At 33.1% G+C, this 23,151-nt stretch carries 19 protein-coding genes and 1 other annotated feature; of the genes, 2 read left to right on the top strand and 17 right to left on the bottom strand.

What is annotated here, in order from left to right; all coding sequences use genetic code 11:
• Positions 1-64: 64 nt before the first annotated feature.
• Positions 65-1,411, bottom strand: coding sequence for an MATE family efflux transporter (locus LK443_RS05225; RefSeq protein WP_227930921.1), 1,347 nt, complete (start codon positions 1,409-1,411; stop codon positions 65-67).
• Positions 1,412-1,529: 118 nt separating this feature from the next.
• Between LK443_RS05225 and LK443_RS05220 the strand changes: the two genes are divergently transcribed.
• Positions 1,530-1,955, top strand: a complete 426-nt coding sequence (locus LK443_RS05220; protein WP_227930920.1) for a hypothetical protein — start codon at positions 1,530-1,532, stop codon at positions 1,953-1,955.
• 50 nt (positions 1,956-2,005) lie between these two features.
• Here LK443_RS05220 and LK443_RS05215 read toward each other — a convergent pair whose 3' ends face one another.
• Both LK443_RS05215 and guaB read right to left on the bottom strand, forming a co-directional pair.
• Positions 2,006-2,467, bottom strand: a complete 462-nt coding sequence (locus LK443_RS05215; protein ID WP_227930919.1) for a Dps family protein — start codon at positions 2,465-2,467, stop codon at positions 2,006-2,008.
• Between the two features lie 254 nt (positions 2,468-2,721).
• Positions 2,722-4,200, bottom strand: coding sequence for an IMP dehydrogenase (gene guaB, locus LK443_RS05210; RefSeq protein ID WP_227930918.1), 1,479 nt, complete (start codon positions 4,198-4,200; stop codon positions 2,722-2,724).
• A 209-nt stretch (positions 4,201-4,409) separates the two neighbouring features.
• On the opposite strand from guaB, the gene LK443_RS05205 reads away from it, so the two are divergent.
• Positions 4,410-5,093, top strand: coding sequence for a M15 family metallopeptidase (locus LK443_RS05205; protein ID WP_227930917.1), 684 nt, complete (start codon positions 4,410-4,412; stop codon positions 5,091-5,093).
• Positions 5,094-5,139: 46 nt separating this feature from the next.
• Here the strand turns inward: LK443_RS05205 and LK443_RS05200 are convergent, their stop codons facing one another.
• The 14 genes from LK443_RS05200 to LK443_RS05130 all read right to left on the bottom strand — a co-directional run bounded on the left by LK443_RS05200 (position 5,140) and on the right by LK443_RS05130 (position 23,117).
• On the bottom strand, positions 5,140-5,907 hold the full coding sequence (locus tag LK443_RS05200; RefSeq protein ID WP_227930916.1) for a hypothetical protein: 768 nt from the start codon (positions 5,905-5,907) through the stop codon (positions 5,140-5,142).
• 156 nt (positions 5,908-6,063) lie between these two features.
• A complete protein-coding gene (locus tag LK443_RS05195; protein WP_227930915.1) occupies positions 6,064-7,317 on the bottom strand; it encodes an NAD(P)/FAD-dependent oxidoreductase in 1,254 nt (417 codons plus the stop codon).
• A 155-nt stretch (positions 7,318-7,472) separates the two neighbouring features.
• Positions 7,473-9,161 carry a sensor histidine kinase gene (locus LK443_RS05190; protein WP_227930914.1) on the bottom strand — a complete coding sequence of 563 codons (1,689 nt, stop codon included), beginning with the start codon at positions 9,159-9,161 and terminating at the stop codon, positions 7,473-7,475.
• Positions 9,158-9,892 (bottom strand): response regulator transcription factor, encoded by a 735-nt coding sequence (locus LK443_RS05185; RefSeq protein WP_227930913.1) that lies wholly within the window; start codon positions 9,890-9,892, stop codon positions 9,158-9,160. Before LK443_RS05185 ends, LK443_RS05190 begins: the two co-directional genes overlap by 4 nt.
• 239 nt (positions 9,893-10,131) lie before the next feature.
• Positions 10,132-11,247, bottom strand: a complete 1,116-nt coding sequence (gene msrB / locus LK443_RS05180; protein ID WP_227930912.1) for a peptide-methionine (R)-S-oxide reductase MsrB — start codon at positions 11,245-11,247, stop codon at positions 10,132-10,134.
• Positions 11,248-11,604: 357 nt separating this feature from the next.
• Entirely contained in the window at positions 11,605-12,156 is a 552-nt protein-coding gene (locus LK443_RS05175) for a TlpA family protein disulfide reductase (protein WP_227930911.1), read from the bottom strand.
• A gap of 17 nt (positions 12,157-12,173) precedes the next feature.
• On the bottom strand, positions 12,174-12,866 hold the full coding sequence (locus LK443_RS05170) for a cytochrome c biogenesis CcdA family protein (protein ID WP_227930910.1): 693 nt from the start codon (positions 12,864-12,866) through the stop codon (positions 12,174-12,176).
• A gap of 372 nt (positions 12,867-13,238) precedes the next feature.
• Positions 13,239-15,278, bottom strand: a complete 2,040-nt coding sequence (locus LK443_RS09460; RefSeq protein ID WP_322563549.1) for a C69 family dipeptidase — start codon at positions 15,276-15,278, stop codon at positions 13,239-13,241.
• A gap of 322 nt (positions 15,279-15,600) precedes the next feature.
• Positions 15,601-17,517: a YSIRK-type signal peptide-containing protein gene (locus LK443_RS05155; protein ID WP_227930909.1), complete on the bottom strand. Its 1,917-nt coding sequence runs from the start codon at positions 17,515-17,517 to the stop codon at positions 15,601-15,603.
• 305 nt (positions 17,518-17,822) lie between these two features.
• Complete coding sequence (argS, locus tag LK443_RS05150; RefSeq protein WP_227930908.1) at positions 17,823-19,514, bottom strand: arginine--tRNA ligase; 1,692 nt, start codon at positions 19,512-19,514, stop codon at positions 17,823-17,825.
• A 61-nt stretch (positions 19,515-19,575) separates the two neighbouring features.
• Positions 19,576-19,786: a binding site (T-box leader), on the bottom strand.
• Between the two features lie 230 nt (positions 19,787-20,016).
• A complete protein-coding gene (locus LK443_RS05145) occupies positions 20,017-20,328 on the bottom strand; it encodes a hypothetical protein (protein WP_227930907.1) in 312 nt (103 codons plus the stop codon).
• Positions 20,329-20,465: 137 nt separating this feature from the next.
• A complete protein-coding gene (locus LK443_RS05140) occupies positions 20,466-21,128 on the bottom strand; it encodes an adaptor protein MecA (protein WP_227930906.1) in 663 nt (220 codons plus the stop codon).
• Between the two features lie 119 nt (positions 21,129-21,247).
• Positions 21,248-22,270: a lipoate--protein ligase gene (locus tag LK443_RS05135; RefSeq protein WP_227930905.1), complete on the bottom strand. Its 1,023-nt coding sequence runs from the start codon at positions 22,268-22,270 to the stop codon at positions 21,248-21,250.
• A gap of 85 nt (positions 22,271-22,355) precedes the next feature.
• Positions 22,356-23,117 carry a hypothetical protein gene (locus tag LK443_RS05130; protein WP_227930904.1) on the bottom strand — a complete coding sequence of 254 codons (762 nt, stop codon included), beginning with the start codon at positions 23,115-23,117 and terminating at the stop codon, positions 22,356-22,358.
• Positions 23,118-23,151 lie beyond the last annotated feature (34 nt).

Genomic DNA, 23,151 nt, shown 5'->3' with positions numbered 1-23,151 from the left:
TGTTTATAGACAGGATGGTTACGAACTGTCTGACAAATATTCTACCATAAATGAAAGGAATTGACTAGTCTTGAACTAAACGATGAATCCATTTGTGAGAATAAACACGATAGAGTCCTACGACTACTTTTGTCACTTCTTCCATTCCTGCACAAATGACAACTACAGTAACTGGTAAATGCCACACTCCTGCTGCTAAAAGAGATAAAGGTACGCCGACTAACCAAACACAACTCATTTCTAATTTCATTCCATAATGAGTATCCCCACCACCTCTTAAAACACCTACAACAATAATGGAATTAATCGTTTTTAAGATAAAAATGATTCCCATCACTTGGAGTAATTGTTGACCAAGAGTATACACTTCTGGACTAATATGTCCAAATAATAATAATGTCCATTGTGGCGTTAAACTTTCAATAGCACCAATGACTACACCTATGATAATGGATAAAATAATAAATCGATTGGCATCTTTTTTCGCTCGATCAATTTTATTTTTCCCAATACTTTGTCCAAGCATAATACTACAACTACTTCCTAATCCGCGAACGATAACAAAGGCTAATCCTTGAATCGCAACAGCAATTTGCACCGCTGCAGTTGCTTTCGTTCCAACCATCGCATAAGCTGCATTATAAAACACTTGTCCGAATGCCCAAAATGTTTCATTGACAATAACTGGTAAAGTTGTCTTCCAATAGACCGTCCAAAACTCTTTTGGAATTTTTTGCACATGTAGAATCGGAATTTGAAGTGGACCTTGGTAACGATTGATGACAAATACTAAAACACCAATCTCAATGATTCGAGCGACTACTGTCCCTAATGCTGCTCCGACAACTCCCATTGCTGGGAATCCTAATTTTCCAAAAATAAAAATATAATTGAAGAAAGCATTGGCGACAAAACTACTCATCGTTGCTATCAATGGAACCCTTGGATTTCCTGTACTTCTTAACGCACTACCTAAAGAAAAACTCCATGCAGTAATGACATATGTTAAGGCAGCAACACGTAAATAGTCCCCACCAGCTTGAACAACTGCTGCATCATGGGTAAATAATTCTAAAATCCCATAAGGGAAAACCATTGCAACAAGCATAAATGCCACAGAAATAGCTGTAGACAACATTAAACTTGCCTGATTAATTTTCCGAACTTGAGGAACATCCCTTACACCCCAATATTGTGCGAATAAAACTGAGGATCCTGTATTAATTCCAAAACAAATCAATGTAAATAAGAAAAACACTTGGTTTGCTAATCCAACACCAGCAATGCTTGCATCTCCAAGAGAGGAAATCATCATTGTATCTAATGTGTTCAAAAATGAAGTTAGTAAACTTTGCAATGCAACAGGAATTGCAATCGCAAACATTTGTTGATAAAACGCTTTTGAATTCATCTCATCCTCCTTTTATAATGTATTCATTTTTTCTAAATTTTTTCTCTTTCACTATTCTATACTTTTGATGAATTTCTTTCAAATGGTTGTATCACTAAACCATTTGAAGGGGAAAAGTATGAGAAATTTTAATGATAATGAAATCAAAAACTATCTTTGGGATTCTAAAATCTTAAGATTAGTTTCAGCCATTTATAAATATCAAGGCAAGCAAGAACTATTCTTAAAACAAAGACTTGAAGAACTAAATCGATTCATTGAAATTGCACAAATCCAAAGTACAGAAGTCTCTAATGAGATTGAAGGCATTGTTACAACTAGTACAAGATTGAGAGAATTAGTAGAAGAAAAAATTCCTGCATTAGAAATGGTTAGAAAAGCAACTTATCAAAAATTAGGGCGATTTACAAAAGAAGATGTCCGTGAACTTTGCCCAATACTTAGTGTAAGTTCTATTGAATTAGTTTTAAGAAAACTAATTTCAGAAAGAGACATTAAAAGAGAAGGTAGCGGAAAATCTACACATTATATAAGATTAAAATAGTATTCGAAACAAAAAAGGATGAAATAATCATCCTTTTTTGTTTGAACGAATTAGATTCCAGGTGCTTCGTTTAAGTGTGCACGTAGCATCCAGATTAATTTTTCAATATCACCTTTGAAGCCGATGCAGATATCTTGTGATACATCATCGCCTTCTTCTCCAGCAGTTTCTAAACCTTCTTGGTATAAACCTCTCAAATATTCATATCCTACTAATAAATGTCTTACCCATTCGTCAATTGAACGTTCATATGATGCAGGAATATCTTGAATTTTAGTGTTATCTGCAAATTCACGTAATGTTGAATAAGGAGCTCCCCCAATAGTGATTAAGCGTTCTGATACTTCATCTAATTGAGCGTTGATTTCATCCATCAATTTATCCATTGCAGGGTGTAATGTTAAAAATCCACGTCCACGCATATACCAGTGTACTTGGTGAATCATTGCTGCTTGTTGGCTTAAGTCAGCTACTAATTGATTTAATACTAATTTTGTTTTTTCTTTTGACATTTGTCATTCCCCCTTTATGAATATAGTATACCATAGAATAGAATTATTCTAAACTAGAATGCTCATTATTTTTATAATTTTTAAATCATAAAGAAATAAATGGACTTTTCGCCGTAGCGTTAGTACTAGAAGCCACACTGGCTTCTAGTACAGGAAAAAACTCGAGACCTTAGGCTCGAGTTTTAGCAATGAGACTCGCAACCGCGAGGCTTCTTGCGTCCTTCGCTATATCAGAAAAGTCCAATTTATAACTCTTACTGGGCAGAATAATTAGGCGCTTCTTTGGTAATTTGTACATCATGCGGATGGCTCTCTCTTAATCCAGCTCCACTCATACGAATAAATTGAGTATTTTCACGAAGCTCCTCTAAATTATGCGCCCCAACATAACCCATTCCTGAACGCAAACCACCAATCATCTGATAAATAATATCACTAGCAGCACCTTTATAAGCTACACGCCCTTCAATCCCCTCAGGAACACGCTTATTTGCTTCATTTTTCGATTGGAAATAACGATCACTCGAACCATTTTCCATCGCTGCTAAACTACCCATTCCACGATACGTTTTAAAACGACGTCCTTGATAAATCTCAAATTCACCTGGAGACTCATCAGTCCCTGCTAATAAACTACCTAACATAACGACATGACCACCAGCAGCAATTGCTTTAACAATATCTCCTGAATATTTAATACCACCATCTGCAATAATCGCTTTCCCATATTCTCTTGCAACAGTCGCTGCATCATAGATGGCAGTTACTTGAGGTACACCAACTCCTGCTACCACACGTGTCGTACAAATGGAACCTGGTCCAATCCCTACTTTTACAACATCCACTCCTACTTCAAATAAAGCACGAGTACCTTCAGCTGTTGCAACATTTCCTGCAATTAATGTTGCATCTGGAAATGTTTCACGGATTTCTTTAATTTTACGGATAACTCCTGCACTATGTCCATGTGCTGTATCAATGACAATCGCATCTACCCCAGCTTCTAATAATGCCTTCGCACGTTCAAAAGTATCAGAAGTAATACCAACTGCTGCGGCTACTAATAATCGTCCGTGTTTATCCTTTGCCGAATTTGGGAATTCGATAACTTTCTCAATATCTTTAATGGTAATTAATCCTGATAAATTTCCTTTTTCATCTACTAATGGAAGTTTTTCAATCTTATGTCTTTGTAAAATACTTTCTGCTTCCTTTAAAGAAGTTCCCACTGGTGCTGTAATTAATGGTTCCTTCGTCATCACATCTTCAATTTCAATAGAATAGTCTGTAATAAAACGTAAATCACGATTCGTTAAAATACCGACTAGTTTTTGATTATCAAATGATTCCACAATTGGTACACCACTAATACGATATTTCGCCATTAATTTTTCAGCTTCTTGTACAGAATGTTTTGGAGTTAAGAAAAATGGATTAAAAATAACGCCACTTTCAGAACGTTTCACTTTATGAACTTCTTCAGCTTGCGCTTCAATCGACATATTTTTATGAATAACTCCTAAACCACCTTGACGAGCAATTGCAATCGCCATTGTTGAATCTGTAACAGTATCCATACTCGCACTCATCAATGGAATTTTTAACAATAAATTCTTTGCAAGTTGTACTTGTAAATCTACATCATTTGGTAGTACATGACTTTCTGCTGGAATTAAAAGTACATCATCAAATGTATAACCTTCTTTTTGAAACTTCGTTTCCCACATAGACATAATGGAGACCTCCTATAATCTGTAATTTTTTTAATAGCTACTATACCATGAATAGAATAAAATGCAAGTAGTTTTCCATTAGAAAACGGTTAATTTATGAACATTATTTCGTATTTCTTAACAAAAATATTCATTTTTAATTTTTTCATTCTAACATGTTTTCATTTCGATATCTGTGCTACAATAAATACTATGAATAAAGGGGGATAATGATGAAAAAATTTATTTATATGGCAGCAAGTCTAGCATTTTTTACAGCTTGTCACTCTACTACAACAACAGAAAACAAAGCAGAGACTACTCAAACGCCTGCTACAACTGAACATACTACTGCAGCAACCAAACAAAGTAATGGAGAGGCAGATCTATCATTAGGCATTCAAATGGTCGTTAACAAAAAACACAAACTTCCTGCTGACTATAATCCAGGAGAAAATTCAAATGCAGGAGAAAAAGTGAGAGAGCTTATTCAAAAAATGCAAGAGTTAGGTTTTAACGTTAGTAATCAATATAGTGGATTCCGTTCCTATGAATACCAAACTCAACTTTATCAAAATTATGTGAACAAAGATGGTAAAGAAGCAGCAGATACTTATTCTGCTCGTCCAGGATATAGCGAACATCAAACAGGGCTTGCTTTTGATATTTTAAATGGAGCTGGTGGATTATTAGGAGACAATCCTCAAGATGAGAAAGCCATTGAATGGTTGCATAGTCATGCTCATGAATATGGCTTTATCGTAAGATTTCAAGAAGGAAAAGAAGCCATTACGGGTTATCAAGCAGAAGCATGGCATTTAAGATATGTGGGAGATATCGCAGAGAAAATCTACACTTCAAAACAAACACTTGAAGAATATTTTGGTGTAGAAGGCGGCAATTACGCTGATTGATACTAAAAAAGCCGTTAATCACTTGATTAGCGGCTTTTTCAAAGCATTAATAAATCTGACAGTCAGTCACAATAGAATGTTGTTTTTCTTTTAATAATTCCAATCGTTCTTGGTATAAACTTGGAAAAGTTGTCATTCTTGCACGAAGAGGTTTTATTTTTAATACGGAAACTAAATAATCTACAAATAGTAAACAATTATTTCTCCACATTGTATACAATTTAAATTGAGTTTTTCTAAATTTATAAAAAGTTACCGGCATGCATTGTACCATATTATACGCATACATCTCTTCTAACTTTTCACTGACCGGATTAAATGAACAAATATCATCTGGCGGAGACCAAGTGAACGATTCCTTTAATACTTTTTCCAAACGATTTTTAATTAATTGTACTTGTTCATCAGTCACTTCTAAACTATAAATATATAATGTTTTTTGGTAGTGTCTCTTACAAAATTTAAAATAATCTTCTCTTGGTGCTTTTAACAATACACCTTCTCCTCTAGCTCCATTTAAAATACAAGCTAATTCATCATAATTTCCATAAGAATATACATAGCCTTCAATACAAATATCTACATGTCCTAACACACCCATGCCGATTTCCATTGCATGAACAATAATTTCTAATTTAGATGTTGCTTCTGGAATTGGTCTTTCTAGACTTGTATCCACTTGAGATAAGTCCATTAATGGTAATAACCGAATTCCTTTTTCTACAATTCTTTCCCCTAGTTTTACCATAGAAAAAGAGATACACCTCGATTCATTTAACAGTTTCGTTGCCATTATAACATAAGTTTGCTTCATTCGTTACAAAAATCAAAAAACTCCGGCAATTTTTTGCCGGAGAAAAAAGGATAGAGTTTATTTACTTTTGGGAGGTAAATATTATTCTTTGGGAATGACTAAAGTATAGTCTCTAATTATGAAGATTTTATGATGAAACTATGCTCTTTTCATTTTTTACCAACCTTGTGCAGCATGCAATCCTGCAACATATCCTGTTACAAACGCTGCTGTAATATTATAACCTCCAGTGTAACCATGAATATCTAATAATTCTCCACAGAAATACACCCCTTGAGTGATTTTTGATTCTAAAGTCTTGGGATTCACTTCTTTCAGTTGAACTCCTCCACCCGTTACAAATCCTTTTTCAATCGGTAAACTTCCATTGACTGTAAATCTAAAATCTTGAATTGCATTTAGTAATTGTTGCACTTCTTTTTCGGTCATTTTACCGATGACTTTTTGAGAAGAAAGTCCAATTTGTTGGAGTAAAAATTCTGCATATCGTTCAGGCATCCATTCTTTTAACGGCGTCTTCACTGTTTTTTGCGGACTATTTTCTTTCCACTCTTGCCATTTTTCTGCTAACTCCTGTTTTGTTAAATCAGGTTGTATATTTAGTGACATCGTAACTTCTGAGACATTGTCTTTTTGTTGGACTTGATGAACAAAGCTTGAGCAACGTAATACTGCTGGCCCACTGATGCCAAAATGAGTGAAAATCATATCCATTTGATGCGTCACGACAGCTTTTCCTTTTTGATTCAATACACTTAGCGCAACATTTCTTAAAGAAAGAGCTCGTAATACCCCTTCTTTAATGAAAGTTTCATTACTTGTTAAAGGGACTTCTGTAGCAAATAATGGGGTGATTGTATGTCCTGCACTTCGTGCAATTCCGTATCCATCTCCAGTCGACCCTGTTTTCGGATAGGATTTCCCACCAAGTGCTAAAATAACTGCATCAGCTTCGATTCTTTCTCCGTTATCTAATTCCACTGCTGAAAACTGTCCTTCTTCTAGTCGAATCGCTTTAACTTTTACATTTGTTCTTACTTGAATGCCTAATTGTTTTATTTCTTCGATAAATGTATTCAAAATAGTTTTAGCAGAATCAGATACTGGAAACATTCTTCCATGGTCTTCTTCTTTTAATTGGACTCCTCGGGTTTGGAAAAATTCGATAATGTCTTGATTATCAAATTGGGAAAAGGCACTATGTAAGAAGCGTCCATTTCCTGGAATGTGTTTAATAATTTCATCTCTTGAGCGGATATTTGTTACATTGCAACGTGTTCCACCTGTTAAGAGTAATTTTCGTCCTAAGCTTGGATTTTTATCTAGTAGAATTACTTCTGCACCTGCTAATGCTGCACTAACGCTTGCCATTAGTCCGCTCGTTCCTCCACCTACTACAATGACTTTCATAATTTCTCCTTTGTATCTTTATTCGTAATTTTACTATAAGGGAAATGATACTAGACCGTCAAACTATAAGGTGAATAAAGAGAAACTACTTTTTGTTATAATAACAAAAGACGGTAGCAGCCTTGCAAGTCTCATACCTACTATGAAAAGTATTTTTACTTGTGCGATTCTAAAGAAACAGGAATCGTTAGACAAACTTTTGTATAAGAATTTTCTACTGAATCAAATTCCATTTTAAACTCTTTTCCAAAATATAACGCTAATCTTTCTTGTACATTTTGAATACCAACTCCACCTAAAGTTTTATTGAAAAGCCCTTGTTTCTTTAATCCTACTCCATTATCTTCAATCATAATTCTAATATAAGGAAAATGATACTGAACCATCAACTGTATTCTCCCCGGTCGATTAATTTCCTTAATCCCATGATAAATTGCATTTTCCACTAACGGTTGAAGTACTAATTTAGGTAACAATATATCTGGAACATTTTCATCTACTTGAATTTCATAAAATAATTTCTCTTCATATCTTTGTTGCTGAATAAATAAGTATTGTCGCACATGATCCACTTCTTTTGTAAGTGTAATTAAATCTTCTCCACCATTTAGAGCTAATCTAAAATACGTCGCAAGTGCTTTTGTAATCGAAACCACTCGACTTGTATCTTGAAACTCCGCCATCCAAATAATAGTATCTAATGTATTATATAGAAAATGTGGATTAATCTGACTCGATAATGCTTTTAATTCATATACTCTTGCCAATTGTTCTTGCTTCCTAGCTTCCATCATTAATTGCTCTAAATGATTTAGCATATGATTAAAATGATGAGCTAATTGTTGAAATTCACTAGCTCCATTCGGAATAGCTCGTAAATCAGTTTGACCATTTTCAACTTCCTGCATTGTCTCTTCTAAGTGTTGAATAGGTGATAAATGATGTTTCAAAATAACAACCATTCCAATCGAACAGGCAATAAAACTTAAAATTGCAATACTAAAAACAATGATGAATAATTGCTTCGATAATTGTTCCCATTGTGAAAATGTACTAACCCCTACTAATACCCAATTACAATTGTCAATAGAAGTTTTATGTACAAAAAAATTTTTCCCTAGCATCGAATCCATTGGACTTTTTGCAATATCTTCTGCAGACATTTGCTTATCGACAGATTGAAAGACTTCATTATCTGGATGATAAATGATTTTTCCCTCTGTATTAATGACAAAGGCGTATCCTTCATTTCCAAGAGAAAGTTCTTTAATATAATTTTCAAGAGCGTGAGAATCAACATCAAAGCGAACGACTCCTAAACTTTCCTTTGCCACTGACAAAATTTCTTGGCTAATAGATAATACATATTTTTCATTTTGAAAACGACTTGGTAACAAAACTGGATTATGTGACAAATCAATCGCTTGTTGATACCATTCTTGCATCATTAATTCATTCGAATTAGCAGATTGAAGATTCGGATCACTAGAAACAACTCTTCCATCCTTTGTCACAATTGTTATCGAAACAAAGTGTTCATTACTTTTCATAAAAGCTTCTAACCAATTTCGAATACTTGTTTGCAAGTGATTTTCATCTTCTTGCGCAAACTGAACAACTTCTCCTTCATTAGCAATAGCATTAACTGTAAATTTTAATTGAGAGACATACTGTTCAATATATCGAGCACTTGTATCAATTCTAGCCGTCGTTTGTCCAGACACATTCTCTTTAAACAATTCACTACTTTTCCAATAAAAGACACTTCCAACAAGAATTAAAATCAAAAATAGCATTCCTAATAAATAAGTTGTTAATGTAATGAATAAGGAGTTTTTCTTCATGATTCTACTCCTTTTTGAAATTGTTTCGGTGTCACTCCGACAATTTGTTTAAATCGAACTGAAAAATAATTCACATCTTCCATTCCTACCGCTAAAGCTACTTCATAAATTTTCATGGATGTAGATAATAGTAATACTTTTGCTTTATTCATTCGTTGAGTAATGACATAATCTTGAAACGTCATTCCTAATTTTTTCTTAATTAAGACACTGACATAATTAGGAGTAAAACCTAATTGTTCTGCAACTTTTACAAGAGAAAGGTCAGGATTATCTAATTGGCTATGAATGAGTTTTTCGATTTCTGTTTCTTCTGAAATGATTTCTACTTGATAAATTTGGTTTTCTTTTCGTTCTTTTTCTAATTTACCAACGACTGTAACAAAAAATGCTTCAATTTCTTTTTTTGAAATCGGTTTGAGTAAATAATCATCTGCTCCTAATTTTAATGCAGATAGTAAATAATCGACGTAATCATATCCTGTTAGAAATACGATATGAATACGTGGATAGTGTAATTTGACTTGTTGAGCTAATGTAATGCCGTCCATTTGTGGCATATTGATATCGGTAAGTAAGATGTCTGGTTGGTGTTGTTGAATCATTTCCCAAGCTTGTTTACCATTTTCTGCTTCTCGTACATCAGAAATCCTTAATTGTTTGTAATCGATAAGTGAAGTGAGTCCTCTTCTAACAAGAGATTCATCTTCGACAATTAATAATGAATACATACTCATCCCTCCTTCTTCAATTATACTCCTTAGAGTTTGAAAACGTAAATACAAAAAATACTCCTCTATATAGTAACAAAGGACGGAAAACCGTCCTCTACTACAACAACTAAAGTCTTATTCACTACGTCCTCTCATCTATATGATCCACACCCCGAAAAGACTTGCCATTGTAGTATTAGTCTAATGAGACTTGCAAGGAAAGGCTGCTTGTGTCCTCTGCTACTATAGCTAAAGTCTTATTTAACAAAATCCTTTAAAAATCCATAGCCTTTCTCTTCCATATCTGCTAGCGGAATAAAACGAATAGCTGCGCTATTAATACAGAAACGTAATCCACCTTTGTCTTGAGGACCATCATCAAATACATGCCCTAAATGAGAATCCGCAATACGACTACGAACTTCAATTCGCTTCATATTAAAACTTGTATCTTCCTTATAAGTCACCACTTCTGAAGAAATAGGCTTTGTAAAACTTGGCCAACCACAACCAGAATCAAACTTATCTTTTGAAGAGAAAAGTGGTTCACCAGTTGCTACATCTACATAAATCCCTGCTTCATGATTGTCCCAATACTGATTAGAAAAAGCCATTTCTGTTCGGTTTTCTCTCGTAACCGCATATTGTTCTTTTGTAAGAATCTTTTTCAACGTTTCATCATCTGGTAATGGGAATAGACTAGGATCAATCACTGGATCATTTGCTTTATTCACATCAATATGACAATAGCCATTTGGATGTTTTTTTAAATAATCTTGATGGTAATCTTCTGCAACAACGAAGTTTCTAAGATTTTCTCGTTCAATGGCTACCTTCTTCCCTAGTTGTTCTTCTTTTTCTGCTATTACTTGTTCAACAATTTCTTTATCATCATCATTTTGATAATAAATTCCTGTTCGATATTGACGACCTACATCATTTCCTTGTTTATTCACTGATAATGGATCAATCACTCTAAAGTAATATAATAAAATTTCTCTAAGCGATACGTTTTTTGCATCATACGTAATTTTAACTGTTTCTGCATGGTCTGTATCATGGATTAATTGGTAGTTTGTTGTTTCTACTTTTCCATTTGCATACCCACTAACTGCATCTTCTACTCCATTAATTCTTGAGAAATATTCTTCTAGGCCCCAGAAACAGCCACCAGCTAAATAGATTTCCTTCAACTCTTTTTCCCCCGTATTTTCTGATTTGTTAACCTTTTGGTGGTTAATAATCGAACTAACTTTTTTCTCAATTGAATTTCCATTCGATTGAACTGTTGATGGTGAAAGATGAATAGCGTAATAAGAAGCAATCAGTAATACCACCAACGCTACGACTCCAATTAATATTTTTTTATCCATTATACCCACTCCTTACATTTTATCGAGATATTTTGAATCTCTTTATTTTTCATGCATTCTACTAAATATAAGGAGAAAATACTTTTAGGTATAGTAACAAAGGACGGTAGCAGCCTTGCTGTTGCAAGTCTCATACCTAAAATTCGAGCCACGGTCTCGAATTTTCCTTCCAATAGTAACCATTCCATGGTTACTATTGGGCTTGTTACTATAATCAGTATTTTCTCTTTATTCACTTGGACGATTCTAACTAAGACAAAAATAAACTTATCGTTGTAGTATTAACATGAGACTTGCAAAGCAAGACTGCTGCCGTCCTCTGCTACAACAGCTAAAGTCTTATTCATAAAAAACATTCTACATCTTATCAAGATACTTCTGTATATCCTCATTTCGTAAATGTCCCGGATGAACTTGCACTAATTCTCCATTTTGATTAATAAAAACAGATGTTGGATATCCAACGACTCCCACTTGTTTAAAGAAATCTGAATTTTCTGCCATTAATACTGGTAAATTTTTATACTCTAATCCTGAAAACCATTCTTTAAAATCTTCAGCTTTTTTCTCATGATTCACTCCAGGAGCTACTACACTTAAAATGACTGTATCATCTGAATGATTCGCTGCTAAAGAATCCAATTCTGGCAATCCTGCTAAACAATTTGGACACCAAGATGCCCAAACTTTAATGTACACTTTTTTCCCTTTATAATCTGATAAATTGACCGTTTTTCCATCAAAAGTTTTAAACGAAGCTTCCACTACTTTTTTAGAACCACTATTTTCTTTTTTATCTTTTGAAGCTACTTCAGTAGAAGGTTTCGTTGCATTTGTTTGTTGATTTCCCATTGGCTGACAAGCTCCTAATAATAAACTAGCTCCAATACATACATATTTCCATTTCATGTTTCATTCTCCTATCCTTATAAAAATAATACTTGTAATTGTTGGGTAATAATCCAAACACCCATTGCAATAATAATAGCTCCTCCAATTTTCTTTAGTAAGAATAATTGTTTCTTTGCTAGATTGAAGGCTTTCATTGCAACAGTTGAAGCAATCGATAATGCTAAAAATGGAATCGATAATCCTAAAATATACATTCCTAATAAAAACATCCCATAAAAAATACTTGCTTGCTGAGTCGCTACTAATGTTAACACTGAACTTAATACAGGCCCTACACATGGTGTCCATCCAAAGCTGAAGCTCAAGCCTAATAAATAACTACTCCACAATGAATGTTCTTTTTTTGTTTCAAATTGCACTGTTTTTTGTTTTTGTAAAGTCGTTAATTGAAATACTTCCATTTGATGTAAGCCAAGTAAAACAATAATAGTACCTAATACTAAATGGAAATACGGATTATACAATAATTGACCTAATAAACTGGCAGCAAATCCTAATGCAAAGAAAATAGTAGAGATTCCTGCTACAAATAAAAATGTTCGAACAACAGGTAATATCGCTATTTCAAACTTTCCAATTTTAATACTGCGATTTCCTCTTTCACTCATTAATACTCCAAAATAAACTGGAAACAGCGGGAGCACACATGGCGAGAAAAAAGACAATAATCCCGCAGCAAAAATGCTTCCCCATAATAAAATATCCATCTATACACCTCTTCTTGTAATGTTTGAATTCATTATAATCATTTGTGTTCAAAGAAAACATAGAATCCCCTACACAAATACATGAATTTAATATGATACTAATAAAAAATGAAGTAGAATCTCTACTTCATCTTTCCATCTATCTTAAGCTTCAAAAACTTTTTCACCCGTTAACGCAAGTTACTACGACCAAAATAGATAAAATTAAAGATACTAATTTTTTTATGAAAAAACTCATTTCTCTCTTGTTAGTTTACAATAAGTTAATAGTCATAAAATATCGCTTTCACGAACTAGTACGTTCTGACAAAAAAAGAAATTGAACGAATAAACGCCCAATTTCTTTCCATTCAAAATCTTACTTAAATACGATTATACCCATTCTCCATTAGCATTTACTTTATAACCATCTGGAGTTGTAGTATTTACTAACAATTCTCCTGAATCGTTAACATAATACCATTTGCCATCAACTTCAAACCATTGTGAAGCTTTCATAGCGCCTGAAGATTCTAAATAGTACCATTTATCATGATTTAGCAACCATCCAGTTTCCATAGCTCCTGAACCATTTAAAAAGTACCATTTATCATGATCTAGCAACCATCCAGTTTCCATAGCTCCTGAACCATTTAAGAAGTACCATTTACCTTTATCTTTAATCCACCATTTTTGCATATAGCCATTTTGGTCTAAGTAATACCAAGTTCCATCTTGATTGAACCATCCAGTTACTTTTTCGCCTCCTCTATACATAACCCATTGGTTGTTTTCTTGGACCCAACCACTCACTGTAAGTCTTGTATCAGCTGTTACTTCTTTTAAGCTAGAAATATCAACAAAGTTTCCAGTTAATGGAGTTTTATTTTCAATCGCTTTTTCCATTTTTGCTTCAGTAGCCTTCATAATCTTAAAGACTGTTTCAGCTACTTTCATTGATTTTGCAGTATAACTATCCGCTGTTGCTCGAACATAATCATTTGACTGATTACGATATTGGTTGATTAGTTTTGTTTGATAATTGAATAAAACTTCTTCTAATTCTTCCCAATTTGATTTAATCGTTTTTCCAAATAAATCTTTATGTTCTGTTACCATCTTATCAATATGGTCTGCAACCCAATACCATGAATCTGGATTGTAATCTCCACCTCTTACTTGATAAGATTTAAACGTATCTTTAATATGTCCAAAGTATGGTACATATGGAGTATTACGTGAACGGCTTAACCCTAACCACATAGTACCCCCTAGTTCACTTGGTAAATCATTTTGAATTTGATAAATATGTGGATCTACTACATTTTCATTCCCTGGTGCATATTTATATTTTGCACGTTCCGCTTCTGGTAATGCCTTCACATTATCTTTTGGAGTATAGTCATTATAAAAATCATATCCTGGTACTTCATCATCTGGAATAAATCCTTCAGATAATGTTTCAAAACGATTTCTTTGAATTTTAACGGCATCTGCTACCGTATAATCTCTACGTGGAGTGTCTTGTAAAAATTCATAATATTCATCTTGATAAGTTACTGATGATTGAGGATTTAATAATTTAATGCCGGCATATTGTCTTGAACGATTACGTTCATCTAATTTAGGCGCATAACTTGCTGCTAAATGGAATTTTCCATTCACTTCTTTATAAGAGCCAGCTTTTTTAGCTGTTTCAATAATTCCTTTAGAAGCAATGACATTCTTTGTATCTGTCAAATCCACGGTGCCAAGGAAATAAGTATTTGGCATAATCGAGAATTTATCATCTGGATATTTATACGCTACATATTGATGACCAGAATAAATTTCGATATACCATAATTCATCTTTATCCGCAATCATGATATTATTTCCTTCGGCAGATCCCTTTTCATCAATGACTTTTGCTAAAAGTTCTATCCCTTCACGAGCTGTTTTTACACGAGGTAAAATTAATGTTGTCATTCCTGCTTCTGCAAGTCCATTTTCGACAAGTGGATCTACTGCAAGGACATCTTTTCTAGGTGTAGCTGATATTGTTGCTGTTAAAGACACACCATATTCATTGAAGCCATGTTCATCAAAGATACCTTCATCTGTATCTCTTGAATCATCTGATACAGATGTATATTTGAATTCATGACGTAAATGAGGATATGTAAATCCAGTTGATATATCTTCAAACATAGCTCCTTCTTCATAATCTTTTGCAGGATTTACAATGAAGTTTTTGTTATGTGTATGTTGTTTAGCAACTTTTCCGTTTCCATGTTTATATGGATAATCTTCCGTACGTCCATATAAAGTAGAACCATCTTTTGTTAAGCCTTTCCCGATAATAAATCCTGAACATGCCTCTACAGATTGTAATGATAATACTGTACCAATAATGACGCTTGACAATAATAGTTTTGTAATTCTTTTATCCATCCTTATCTCTCCTTTTGTAAGCCTATGTATTTATATGAATCATTCAAACTTCATACACTCTTCTAGTCACTTCCTCCCCGTGTATTTCATCACAATAATTATACAACTAAATGTTTACGCTTACAATAATTCTTCCCATTTTCTAATGAATTTAATAGACTTATAACGTATCACAAATCTCTTTTCTATTCTATTACTAACTGAGAGTGTACAATATTTTGTGTAAACTCAAAAAAAGAGTATAAAAAAAGACTTTTTGTCATAACAAACTATATCCTTTGCTACTTCAAAAAGTCTTTCATTTATTCATGAATAGCATCAACTATTCATTGATCCATTCTCCATTTTCATTTACTTTATAACCGTCTGGAGTTGTTGTATTCACTAATAATTCACCTGAATCATTCACGTAATACCATTTTTCATTTAATTTAAACCACTGAGAAGCTTTCATGGCTCCTGATTGCTCTAAGTAATACCATTTTCCATTAACTTGTAACCAACCAATTTCCATTACTCCTGAATGATTCACATAGTACCACTTTCCACTTGATTTAAACCATTGGGAAGCTTTCATGGCTCCTGATTGTTCTAAATAATACCACTTACCATTCACAAATTCCCAACCATTATTTTTAATATCTCCTGATGGGGTAAAGAAGTACCATTTTCCATTAATTTTTTCCCATTTTTTAGTGATATTTTTTCCATCTTTCTTATAATACCATTTTCCATTTACAAAATTCCAACCTGTTTGATTGGTTTCTGTTGGTTTAGTTTCTGATGGTTTTGGTGGAATAACATTATTATTCGAGTGTTCTCCTTGATTCGAATGATTTCCACCGTTTTCAGCTTTAGATGTTACAGTTACCGGTACATGTAGTGTAAGGGTTTGTCCATCTTCCAATTCAATTGTTACAGGAATATTACCTTTATTACCAGCTGTTTTTGTATCTGGAATAGAACCAATCTTCGTAATTTTAGAGTTTTTTGGAAGAGTGATTTGTTTTTCCACTAGTTCGTTAGTAATCGTTGTTCCTTCTTCTACAGTAATAGGTTTTGGTTTAGCAACAACAATAATAGAAACAGTTACCTTTTCTACTAAATCAGGATGTTCTTGATCTGTTCCATACTTAACTGTGACAGGAACTTCAACTTTTGTTTGTCCTGTTGTATCTGGAATAGCACTTTCATCAAGAGGTTCTACTTTTCCTCCTTTTCCAGGAACCACACTATTTTCAACTGTCTTCGCAGGGATTTTAGTTCCTTCTAAAACTGGAAATGATTTTACAGTTGAACTTACAACTTTAATCGGAACTTCGACTGTTATTTCTTTAAGAACTTTGCTTTCATTTTTATATTGAATAGTTACATCCATTTCAGTCTCTTTATTCTCATTCGTTTTCGGAGTTGCATAAGCATCATTTTTAATGGTAACTGTTACTTCACTTGGTAAATTCTTTAAAGTTTGCAACTCTTTTGTAACGTGTTCTCGCACTTTAGTGATTAATACATTATTTTCTATCCCTTTTAGAACGGTTATACCTGACGTTACACTTTTTCTTGGTAATACTTTAACAGGAACTTCAACCACTTCATCTCTCGTAAAATCACCTGAACCATATGTAACGATAACTTTAGCTTTCAGAGAATCATTCCCTGCTTCAATAGTTGAAGGGATAGTTACCACTTCTTTTTTAGTATTGATTTTTGTAGTAACTGCATCTTTTACAGCATCTTTACTAACTATTTCACCTTGCAAAGCATAAATCGGTTTAACAGTTGCATGCATTGATTTAAAAGTAATTACGATTTCTTTATCATTTTTATCAAATTTAGGCTTAGTTTCATCTGAAGTTAAAAATGGATTGTTAACTAATGTGTATCCCATATTTTTTATAACATCTATATGAGTTTGAACATTACCTTCTGGAATAGGCTGTCCTTCCATTCCTGTTTCAATAATTGTATGTCCTTTTATTTCTTTCCCCTCAGATACAAATTTAATCGTTACAGTTGTTTTAGTTGTTGAATCATCTGGTTTTTCAGAAACAGCAGCTTGTTCTTTGTTTACAGTTGTGCTTGTTGGAGCTGTTTCTTCAGCTTGAATTTGGTGACTCCCAATCATCATTAATCCTGAAGCAATTGCAACACTTGCTACCCCAATCGTAAATTTACGAATACCAAATCGTAAATAACGTTTCACTAGTTTTGCTCGTAGGCTTTCTTTTTGTCTCATACCATTCTCCTAATTTTTATATATTATTTTGCTTAAAACTTGTGTTTTTATATCTATTATTATATTCACAATGTTGTTAGCATAATTTATTTTACTGATATCATTTCTAATTGTCAACAAAATTAATTCTCAATTACCGTTTTTATCATTCCTTTATATCTATTTTTACTTTTCGTCCTCCTCTTATCATTCTATGAATAGCAAACATTTTCAATTGAAATGGTATTCCCATCAATTATTCTATAAATTTTCCAAGCAACCAAAAAACTCTCACTTGCCAGGTAAACAAGTGAGAGATAGGATGGCTACATTTCGTCTGGTGATTCTACTCCTAAAATTGCAAGACCTTGTTTTAAGATAACAGCTGTTGCTTCCACTAATGCTAAACGAGCATTTAGTCCTTCATCTTCTTGTAAGATACGGCTGTTTGCATAGTATTTATTGAAGGCTTGCGCTAGAGAAATCACATATTTAGAAATCACAGAAGGTTCAAATTTGCTTTCTGCATATTTCACAATATTTGGATAATTTTCAATTTGTTTTAATACTTCCCATGCATAGTCATCTTCTAATGATAATGCTTGAGTTAAATCAACTGAAACTCCTGCTTTTCTTAAAATACTCATTGCACGAGCACGAGTATATTGAACATAAGGTCCAGTTTCTCCTTCAAATTGAACAACTTCTTCCAAGTTGAAGTCAAAGTTGTTTGTACGATCATTTTTCAAATCGTGGAAGATTACCGCACCTACCCCAACTTGTTTTGCAACTTGTTCTTTATTAGGTAAGTTTGGATTTTTAGCTTCAATTTGTTTTAAGGCTAATTCTTCAGCTTCACGTAAAACTTCTTCTAATAAGACAATTTTACCTTTACGTGTTGATAATTTTTTACCACCTAATGTAATTAAACCAAAGCCAACGTGAATCATGTTTTCTTGCCAATCACGACCCATTTCATTTAAAACAGCTTTTAATTGTCTGAAGTGGTTTGCTTGTTCATTCCCTACAACGTAAATGTTTTTCGCAAAATCATAAGTTTCTTTACGGTAATGTGCTGCCGCTAAGTCACGTGTAATGTATAATGTAGCACCATCTGATTTTTTGATTAATGCAGGTGGTAAGTCATATTTATCTAAGTGAACAACTGTTGCTCCACGGTCGACTGTTGTAATCCCATTATTTTCTAAATATTCAACAATTGGATCCATTTTATCATTATAGAAAGCTTCACCATTATAAGAATCAAATGTAATTCCTAAAATGTCATACACACGATTGAATTCTTTTAATGATTCAGATTTGAACCAATTCCATAGTTCTTCTGCTTCTGCATCGCCATCTTCTAATTTCTTGAACCATGCACGACCTTCATCTTCTAATGAACTGTCACTTTCTGCTTCATCATGGAATTTTACATATAAACGTAATAATTCTGCGATTGGATCTTGTTCAACGGCTTCTTTTGTTCCCCATTTTTTATAAGCAACGATTAATTTACCGAATTGTGTTCCCCAGTCTCCTAGGTGATTCACTTTAATTGGGTTATAACCAACTTTTTTCTCTAAGTTTACAATGGCATTCCCAATAACTGTTGAACGTAAGTGCCCCATTGACATTGGTTTCGCAATATTTGGACTTGACATATCCACTACAACATTGCGTCCTTGACCGAAGTCAAAGTTACCATATTCTTCTCTTTGTTCTAAAACAGTGTGTAATGTTTCATCTGCAAATTTACCTTTTGATAGGAAGAAGTTTGCATAAGGTCCCATTGCTACTGCTTGGCTAATATGTTCATCAGCAACTGCTTCAACGATTTCTTGTGCAATTGCTTGAGGCGCTTTACGTAATACTTTTGCAAGTGAGAATGCTGGGAAAGCTAAATCTCCTTGTTCTGCATATTTTGGAACTTCAATCATTTTATAAATTTCTTCAAACGATAAATGTTCACTAATTGTTTTATGAATTTGTTCTGCAACTATCTTTTTATAATCCATTTTGACACTCCTTCTTTTGTTATAGATGATAAATAAAAAAGCCCCTAATCAAGCAACCTTGACTAGAGACGAGATAACCCGTGGTACCACTCTTATTGTTTAAAATCTTAAACCACTTTAAACTTTTTTAACGGTAAGCGACCGGATTACTCTACTACGTTCGAATAATCATTTCCAAAGTGCGGTTCATTTACTTCATCATGACTGGCTTCCACCACCCCAGCTCGCTAAAACAGATATCCGTAAACTACTCTCTTCTTCATAAATGTTTATTGTTTATAGGATGATTATAACAAGCGATAGAATATTTGTCTAGTAATTTTACAAGAAACTTTATATCATGTAACACAAAAAGACTTTGCATAGTAATGTCAAGCAAAGTCCATTGTTTGTTTATAATTAAGTGTTGATATTTGCCCTTTTCTTGATAATTCTTTCCTGGCAAGGATGAATATAGCTGGTTCATTTTTAACCGTCTTCCCTTTAAGAAGCACTATACTGATTATTTAATTTTATGCTTATTCATTTTTTCTACAAAAATATTTGTCATAATTTCTCTTAATTCTTCTCTTTCCTTTTCAGGTAAAGGCCCTTCTTGTTTGGCTACTGCATAAAGTTCTGGGTACTGTTTTGCAACTCTCGCTACTGTTCTTGTTGTTGCATGAGCTCTCACTAAAAATGGAATTTTCTTAATCCATTCGCTAGGCACTAATTCAAGTAGCTTTTTCGCCGCTTCTTTATCCGTAATAACAGAAGTCGTTAATCCCGCCTTAATTTGTTTTTGTTCATGTTCTGTAAAATCTTTAATATCCATTGTCATCCTCTTTTCTTTACTCAATGCTATTTTCATTGTAATTCCTTCATTCAAAAGAATCTAATTTTTAACTCTTTTATAAAAAAGTGGAGTCAGCAAATGACAGAAATTGTTTTTGCTCACTTCCACTATTTACATTATTTAAAATATTTTTTAGCTGTTTCAATCGCTTTTTCTTTTATCATTACTTCTCCATATTCTTGTATAACTTCCCAAGACACTCTAGAAAATTCACCGAATTCTCTTAAAAGTGCTAAATCCGCAGTGAAATCTTCTCCTCCAAAAACATCTTGGTATACATGTAGAAAATAATAGTTACTATATCGATATAAAGATGATTTTTGAACATTATATGGATACATTTTTGCTAATTGGACAAAATCCTCAAATGAGTCAAAAAAGACTGTACAATCCAACGGCTCCAATGTTTTTTCTTTTTCAACCGGCGTCTCTACTTTTTTCTCCTTTTTCGATTTCCCCATTCGCTGTCCTAAAGAATGTTGAATCGTATCGACTAAATTTCGAACGAAACGTTCGCTATCTGGTTCAGTATCTTTTTTTTCAACATACTTTGTAACATATAATTCAATACCTTCTGGATTTGGCATCACTTGGAAACTCATACCTTCAGAATCTTCAAATTGATCAATGACATCCATCTCAACTAAAATACTATGGAAAAATTCTTCTATTTCTATAGGATTGGCTAACAACTCTGGAACAGAAGTGCCACGTTCTTGTAAATCTTCATTTTCAATTCTTACTAAAATAGTATCATCATTAATGCGTTCCATTTCCATAATATTCACCTCACTTACATTACGTTTAAAAATTCATTCATTATTTTTTTTACAGAATAGTATTATTGTAACGAATTTTCATAGAATGTAAAGTAATAACCCCTTTTCTATCATTCGTATTAACTCAATAATAACTCTACTAATTCTTCAGCAGTCACATTTCCAAAATATTTACGAATATCAATCGATTCGAATACTGTTGAAACTGCATCTCTTTGGTATTCTACTCCTGTTAATTTTTCTTCTACATCACTAATTTCTCCAAGACCGAAGAAATCTCCATTAATTTTAATCTCTTTAATATGATTTTGTTCAACATTTAAGTGGAATTCAACTTGTCCTGCTGTTGTACGTTTTGATTGTGTTAACGCAAATTTTGGATTTTTTCCATAGTTCCAATCAGGATTATTAAAGTATGTCTTTCTCAATACTTCAATTTTTTCCCAGTCTTCATCTGTCAAAACATATTCTTTAATCAATGAAGTATCTTCCACTTCGAAAATATTTTTCAATAACACTTCTCTAAATTGTAAAATATCTAAATCTTGGAATTCTTCTGCCAAATAAGGCTTAATATTTGTAACACGTGAACGAACTGATTTAATTCCTTTTGATGCAATTTTATCCGCTTTTGGACGTAATAATTGCGGTAAAATCGTCACGTCCACATCCAGCATCAAGGTTCCATGAGCCGTTAAACGACCGTTATTTGAATACATCGCATTCCCTGAGAATTTCTTTCCATCGATGAGTAAATCATTTCTCCCTTGAAGTTCAGCGCCAGTTGCCCCCATTTTATGTAACGCACGAATGACAGGTTGTGTAAATTTACCAAAATCACGGAAACTATCTCCATCATCTTCTGTAATAAAGCAGAAACAAATATTTCCCATATCATGATAAACAGCTCCCCCACCTGAAAAACGACGAACCACTTGAACTTTTAATGAATCAACCCCATCTTGATTGACTTCTTCATAAGTATTTTGATTTTTCCCAATAATAATCGCATTTTCATTGACATAAAATAACAAAATCGGCTCATCTAATTTTTTCTCATTTAATAAAAAATATTCGATTGCCAAATTTGTTGTGGCATCATAGATTTCTTTCCCATTCCGTTGATTTTTTACATAATACATAACCTAACCTCTTTTCTAATCTACTATTAGTATTTTAACAAAAAAACGTTCTTAAAGAAAGTAAGCCACTTCTTTCAAGAACGTTCTATAAAATTTCTGTTTTTCGTTTATAAATTTCTAATGACCAACCTTGTTCTTCATGATAAGTCAGTTGCCCAAATAAATTTTCCTTAATATACACATTTGCCATCACATGATAACGATCTTCTGCTACATATAGCGGAATCGTATATTCTAATAACTCTTTTTTAATTCTTTCCGTTGAAAATACCATACCAACTTTAAAATATGTCACTAATTCTTTTAATAACTCTACAGGTAAATCTTCGGCATTTTTCTTTTGGTTGAAAAACAACCGTCTACTCAAATGAGTCATTTCTTCACTCATTTTATTTGTCAGTTGAGCACCTAATTGTTGATAGAAATCATCCATTTTACGATAATACACTTTTGTAAATTCTTGACCTAAATTTAAAAAGATAAAATTATTTTGTAATTTATAAAAAAATGGAGAATGTAAATGCGTATTTGCATGAGAAATATATAATAAATCTGCGATTTCTTGAGGCGTTAATTGATGTAAAAATTCTAACGACTCAAAATCAATCCAATTATATTCTGTTGTACTAGTTTGAACTTCTTCTAAAAATGCTACGATTTTTTTAGAATCTTTAATATAGTAAAACCCAGTATAATCATCATAAATGGCTAATGGAGAACGTCCCTTTAATAATAAAATATTTTTTGGAACTTCATTTTGTGACAATACTACTGGTTGAAATTTAATCGCGCTACTTAATACATGGTTCGAAATCGAATCTAAATGTACATAAATGGATTGCATCACAAAACTCCTCCCTTAATCTTATTCCTCATTTCTA

It is taken from the genome of Granulicatella elegans (genome assembly GCF_020735385.1).
GTDB lineage: Bacteria > Bacillota > Bacilli > Lactobacillales > Aerococcaceae > Granulicatella > Granulicatella elegans_B.
This window is presented reverse-complemented; position numbering and strand designations above follow the sequence as displayed.

Coding starts and splice junctions, on each gene's coding strand:
- LK443_RS05225 (WP_227930921.1), bottom strand. CDS start 1,411: ATGAATTCAAAAGCGTTTTATCAACAAATGTTTGCGATTGCAATTCCT.
- LK443_RS05220 (WP_227930920.1), top strand. CDS start 1,530: ATGAGAAATTTTAATGATAATGAAATCAAAAACTATCTTTGGGATTCT.
- LK443_RS05215 (WP_227930919.1), bottom strand. CDS start 2,467: ATGTCAAAAGAAAAAACAAAATTAGTATTAAATCAATTAGTAGCTGAC.
- guaB (WP_227930918.1), bottom strand. CDS start 4,200: ATGTCTATGTGGGAAACGAAGTTTCAAAAAGAAGGTTATACATTTGAT.
- LK443_RS05205 (WP_227930917.1), top strand. CDS start 4,410: ATGATGAAAAAATTTATTTATATGGCAGCAAGTCTAGCATTTTTTACA.
- LK443_RS05200 (WP_227930916.1), bottom strand. CDS start 5,907: ATGAAGCAAACTTATGTTATAATGGCAACGAAACTGTTAAATGAATCG.
- LK443_RS05195 (WP_227930915.1), bottom strand. CDS start 7,317: ATGAAAGTCATTGTAGTAGGTGGAGGAACGAGCGGACTAATGGCAAGC.
- LK443_RS05190 (WP_227930914.1), bottom strand. CDS start 9,161: ATGAAGAAAAACTCCTTATTCATTACATTAACAACTTATTTATTAGGA.
- LK443_RS05185 (WP_227930913.1), bottom strand. CDS start 9,892: ATGTATTCATTATTAATTGTCGAAGATGAATCTCTTGTTAGAAGAGGA.
- msrB (WP_227930912.1), bottom strand. CDS start 11,247: ATGGATAAAAAAATATTAATTGGAGTCGTAGCGTTGGTGGTATTACTG.
- LK443_RS05175 (WP_227930911.1), bottom strand. CDS start 12,156: ATGAAATGGAAATATGTATGTATTGGAGCTAGTTTATTATTAGGAGCT.
- LK443_RS05170 (WP_227930910.1), bottom strand. CDS start 12,866: ATGGATATTTTATTATGGGGAAGCATTTTTGCTGCGGGATTATTGTCT.
- LK443_RS09460 (WP_322563549.1), bottom strand. CDS start 15,278: ATGGATAAAAGAATTACAAAACTATTATTGTCAAGCGTCATTATTGGT.
- LK443_RS05155 (WP_227930909.1), bottom strand. CDS start 17,517: ATGAGACAAAAAGAAAGCCTACGAGCAAAACTAGTGAAACGTTATTTA.
- argS (WP_227930908.1), bottom strand. CDS start 19,514: ATGGATTATAAAAAGATAGTTGCAGAACAAATTCATAAAACAATTAGT.
- LK443_RS05145 (WP_227930907.1), bottom strand. CDS start 20,328: ATGGATATTAAAGATTTTACAGAACATGAACAAAAACAAATTAAGGCG.
- LK443_RS05140 (WP_227930906.1), bottom strand. CDS start 21,128: ATGGAAATGGAACGCATTAATGATGATACTATTTTAGTAAGAATTGAA.
- LK443_RS05135 (WP_227930905.1), bottom strand. CDS start 22,270: ATGTATTATGTAAAAAATCAACGGAATGGGAAAGAAATCTATGATGCC.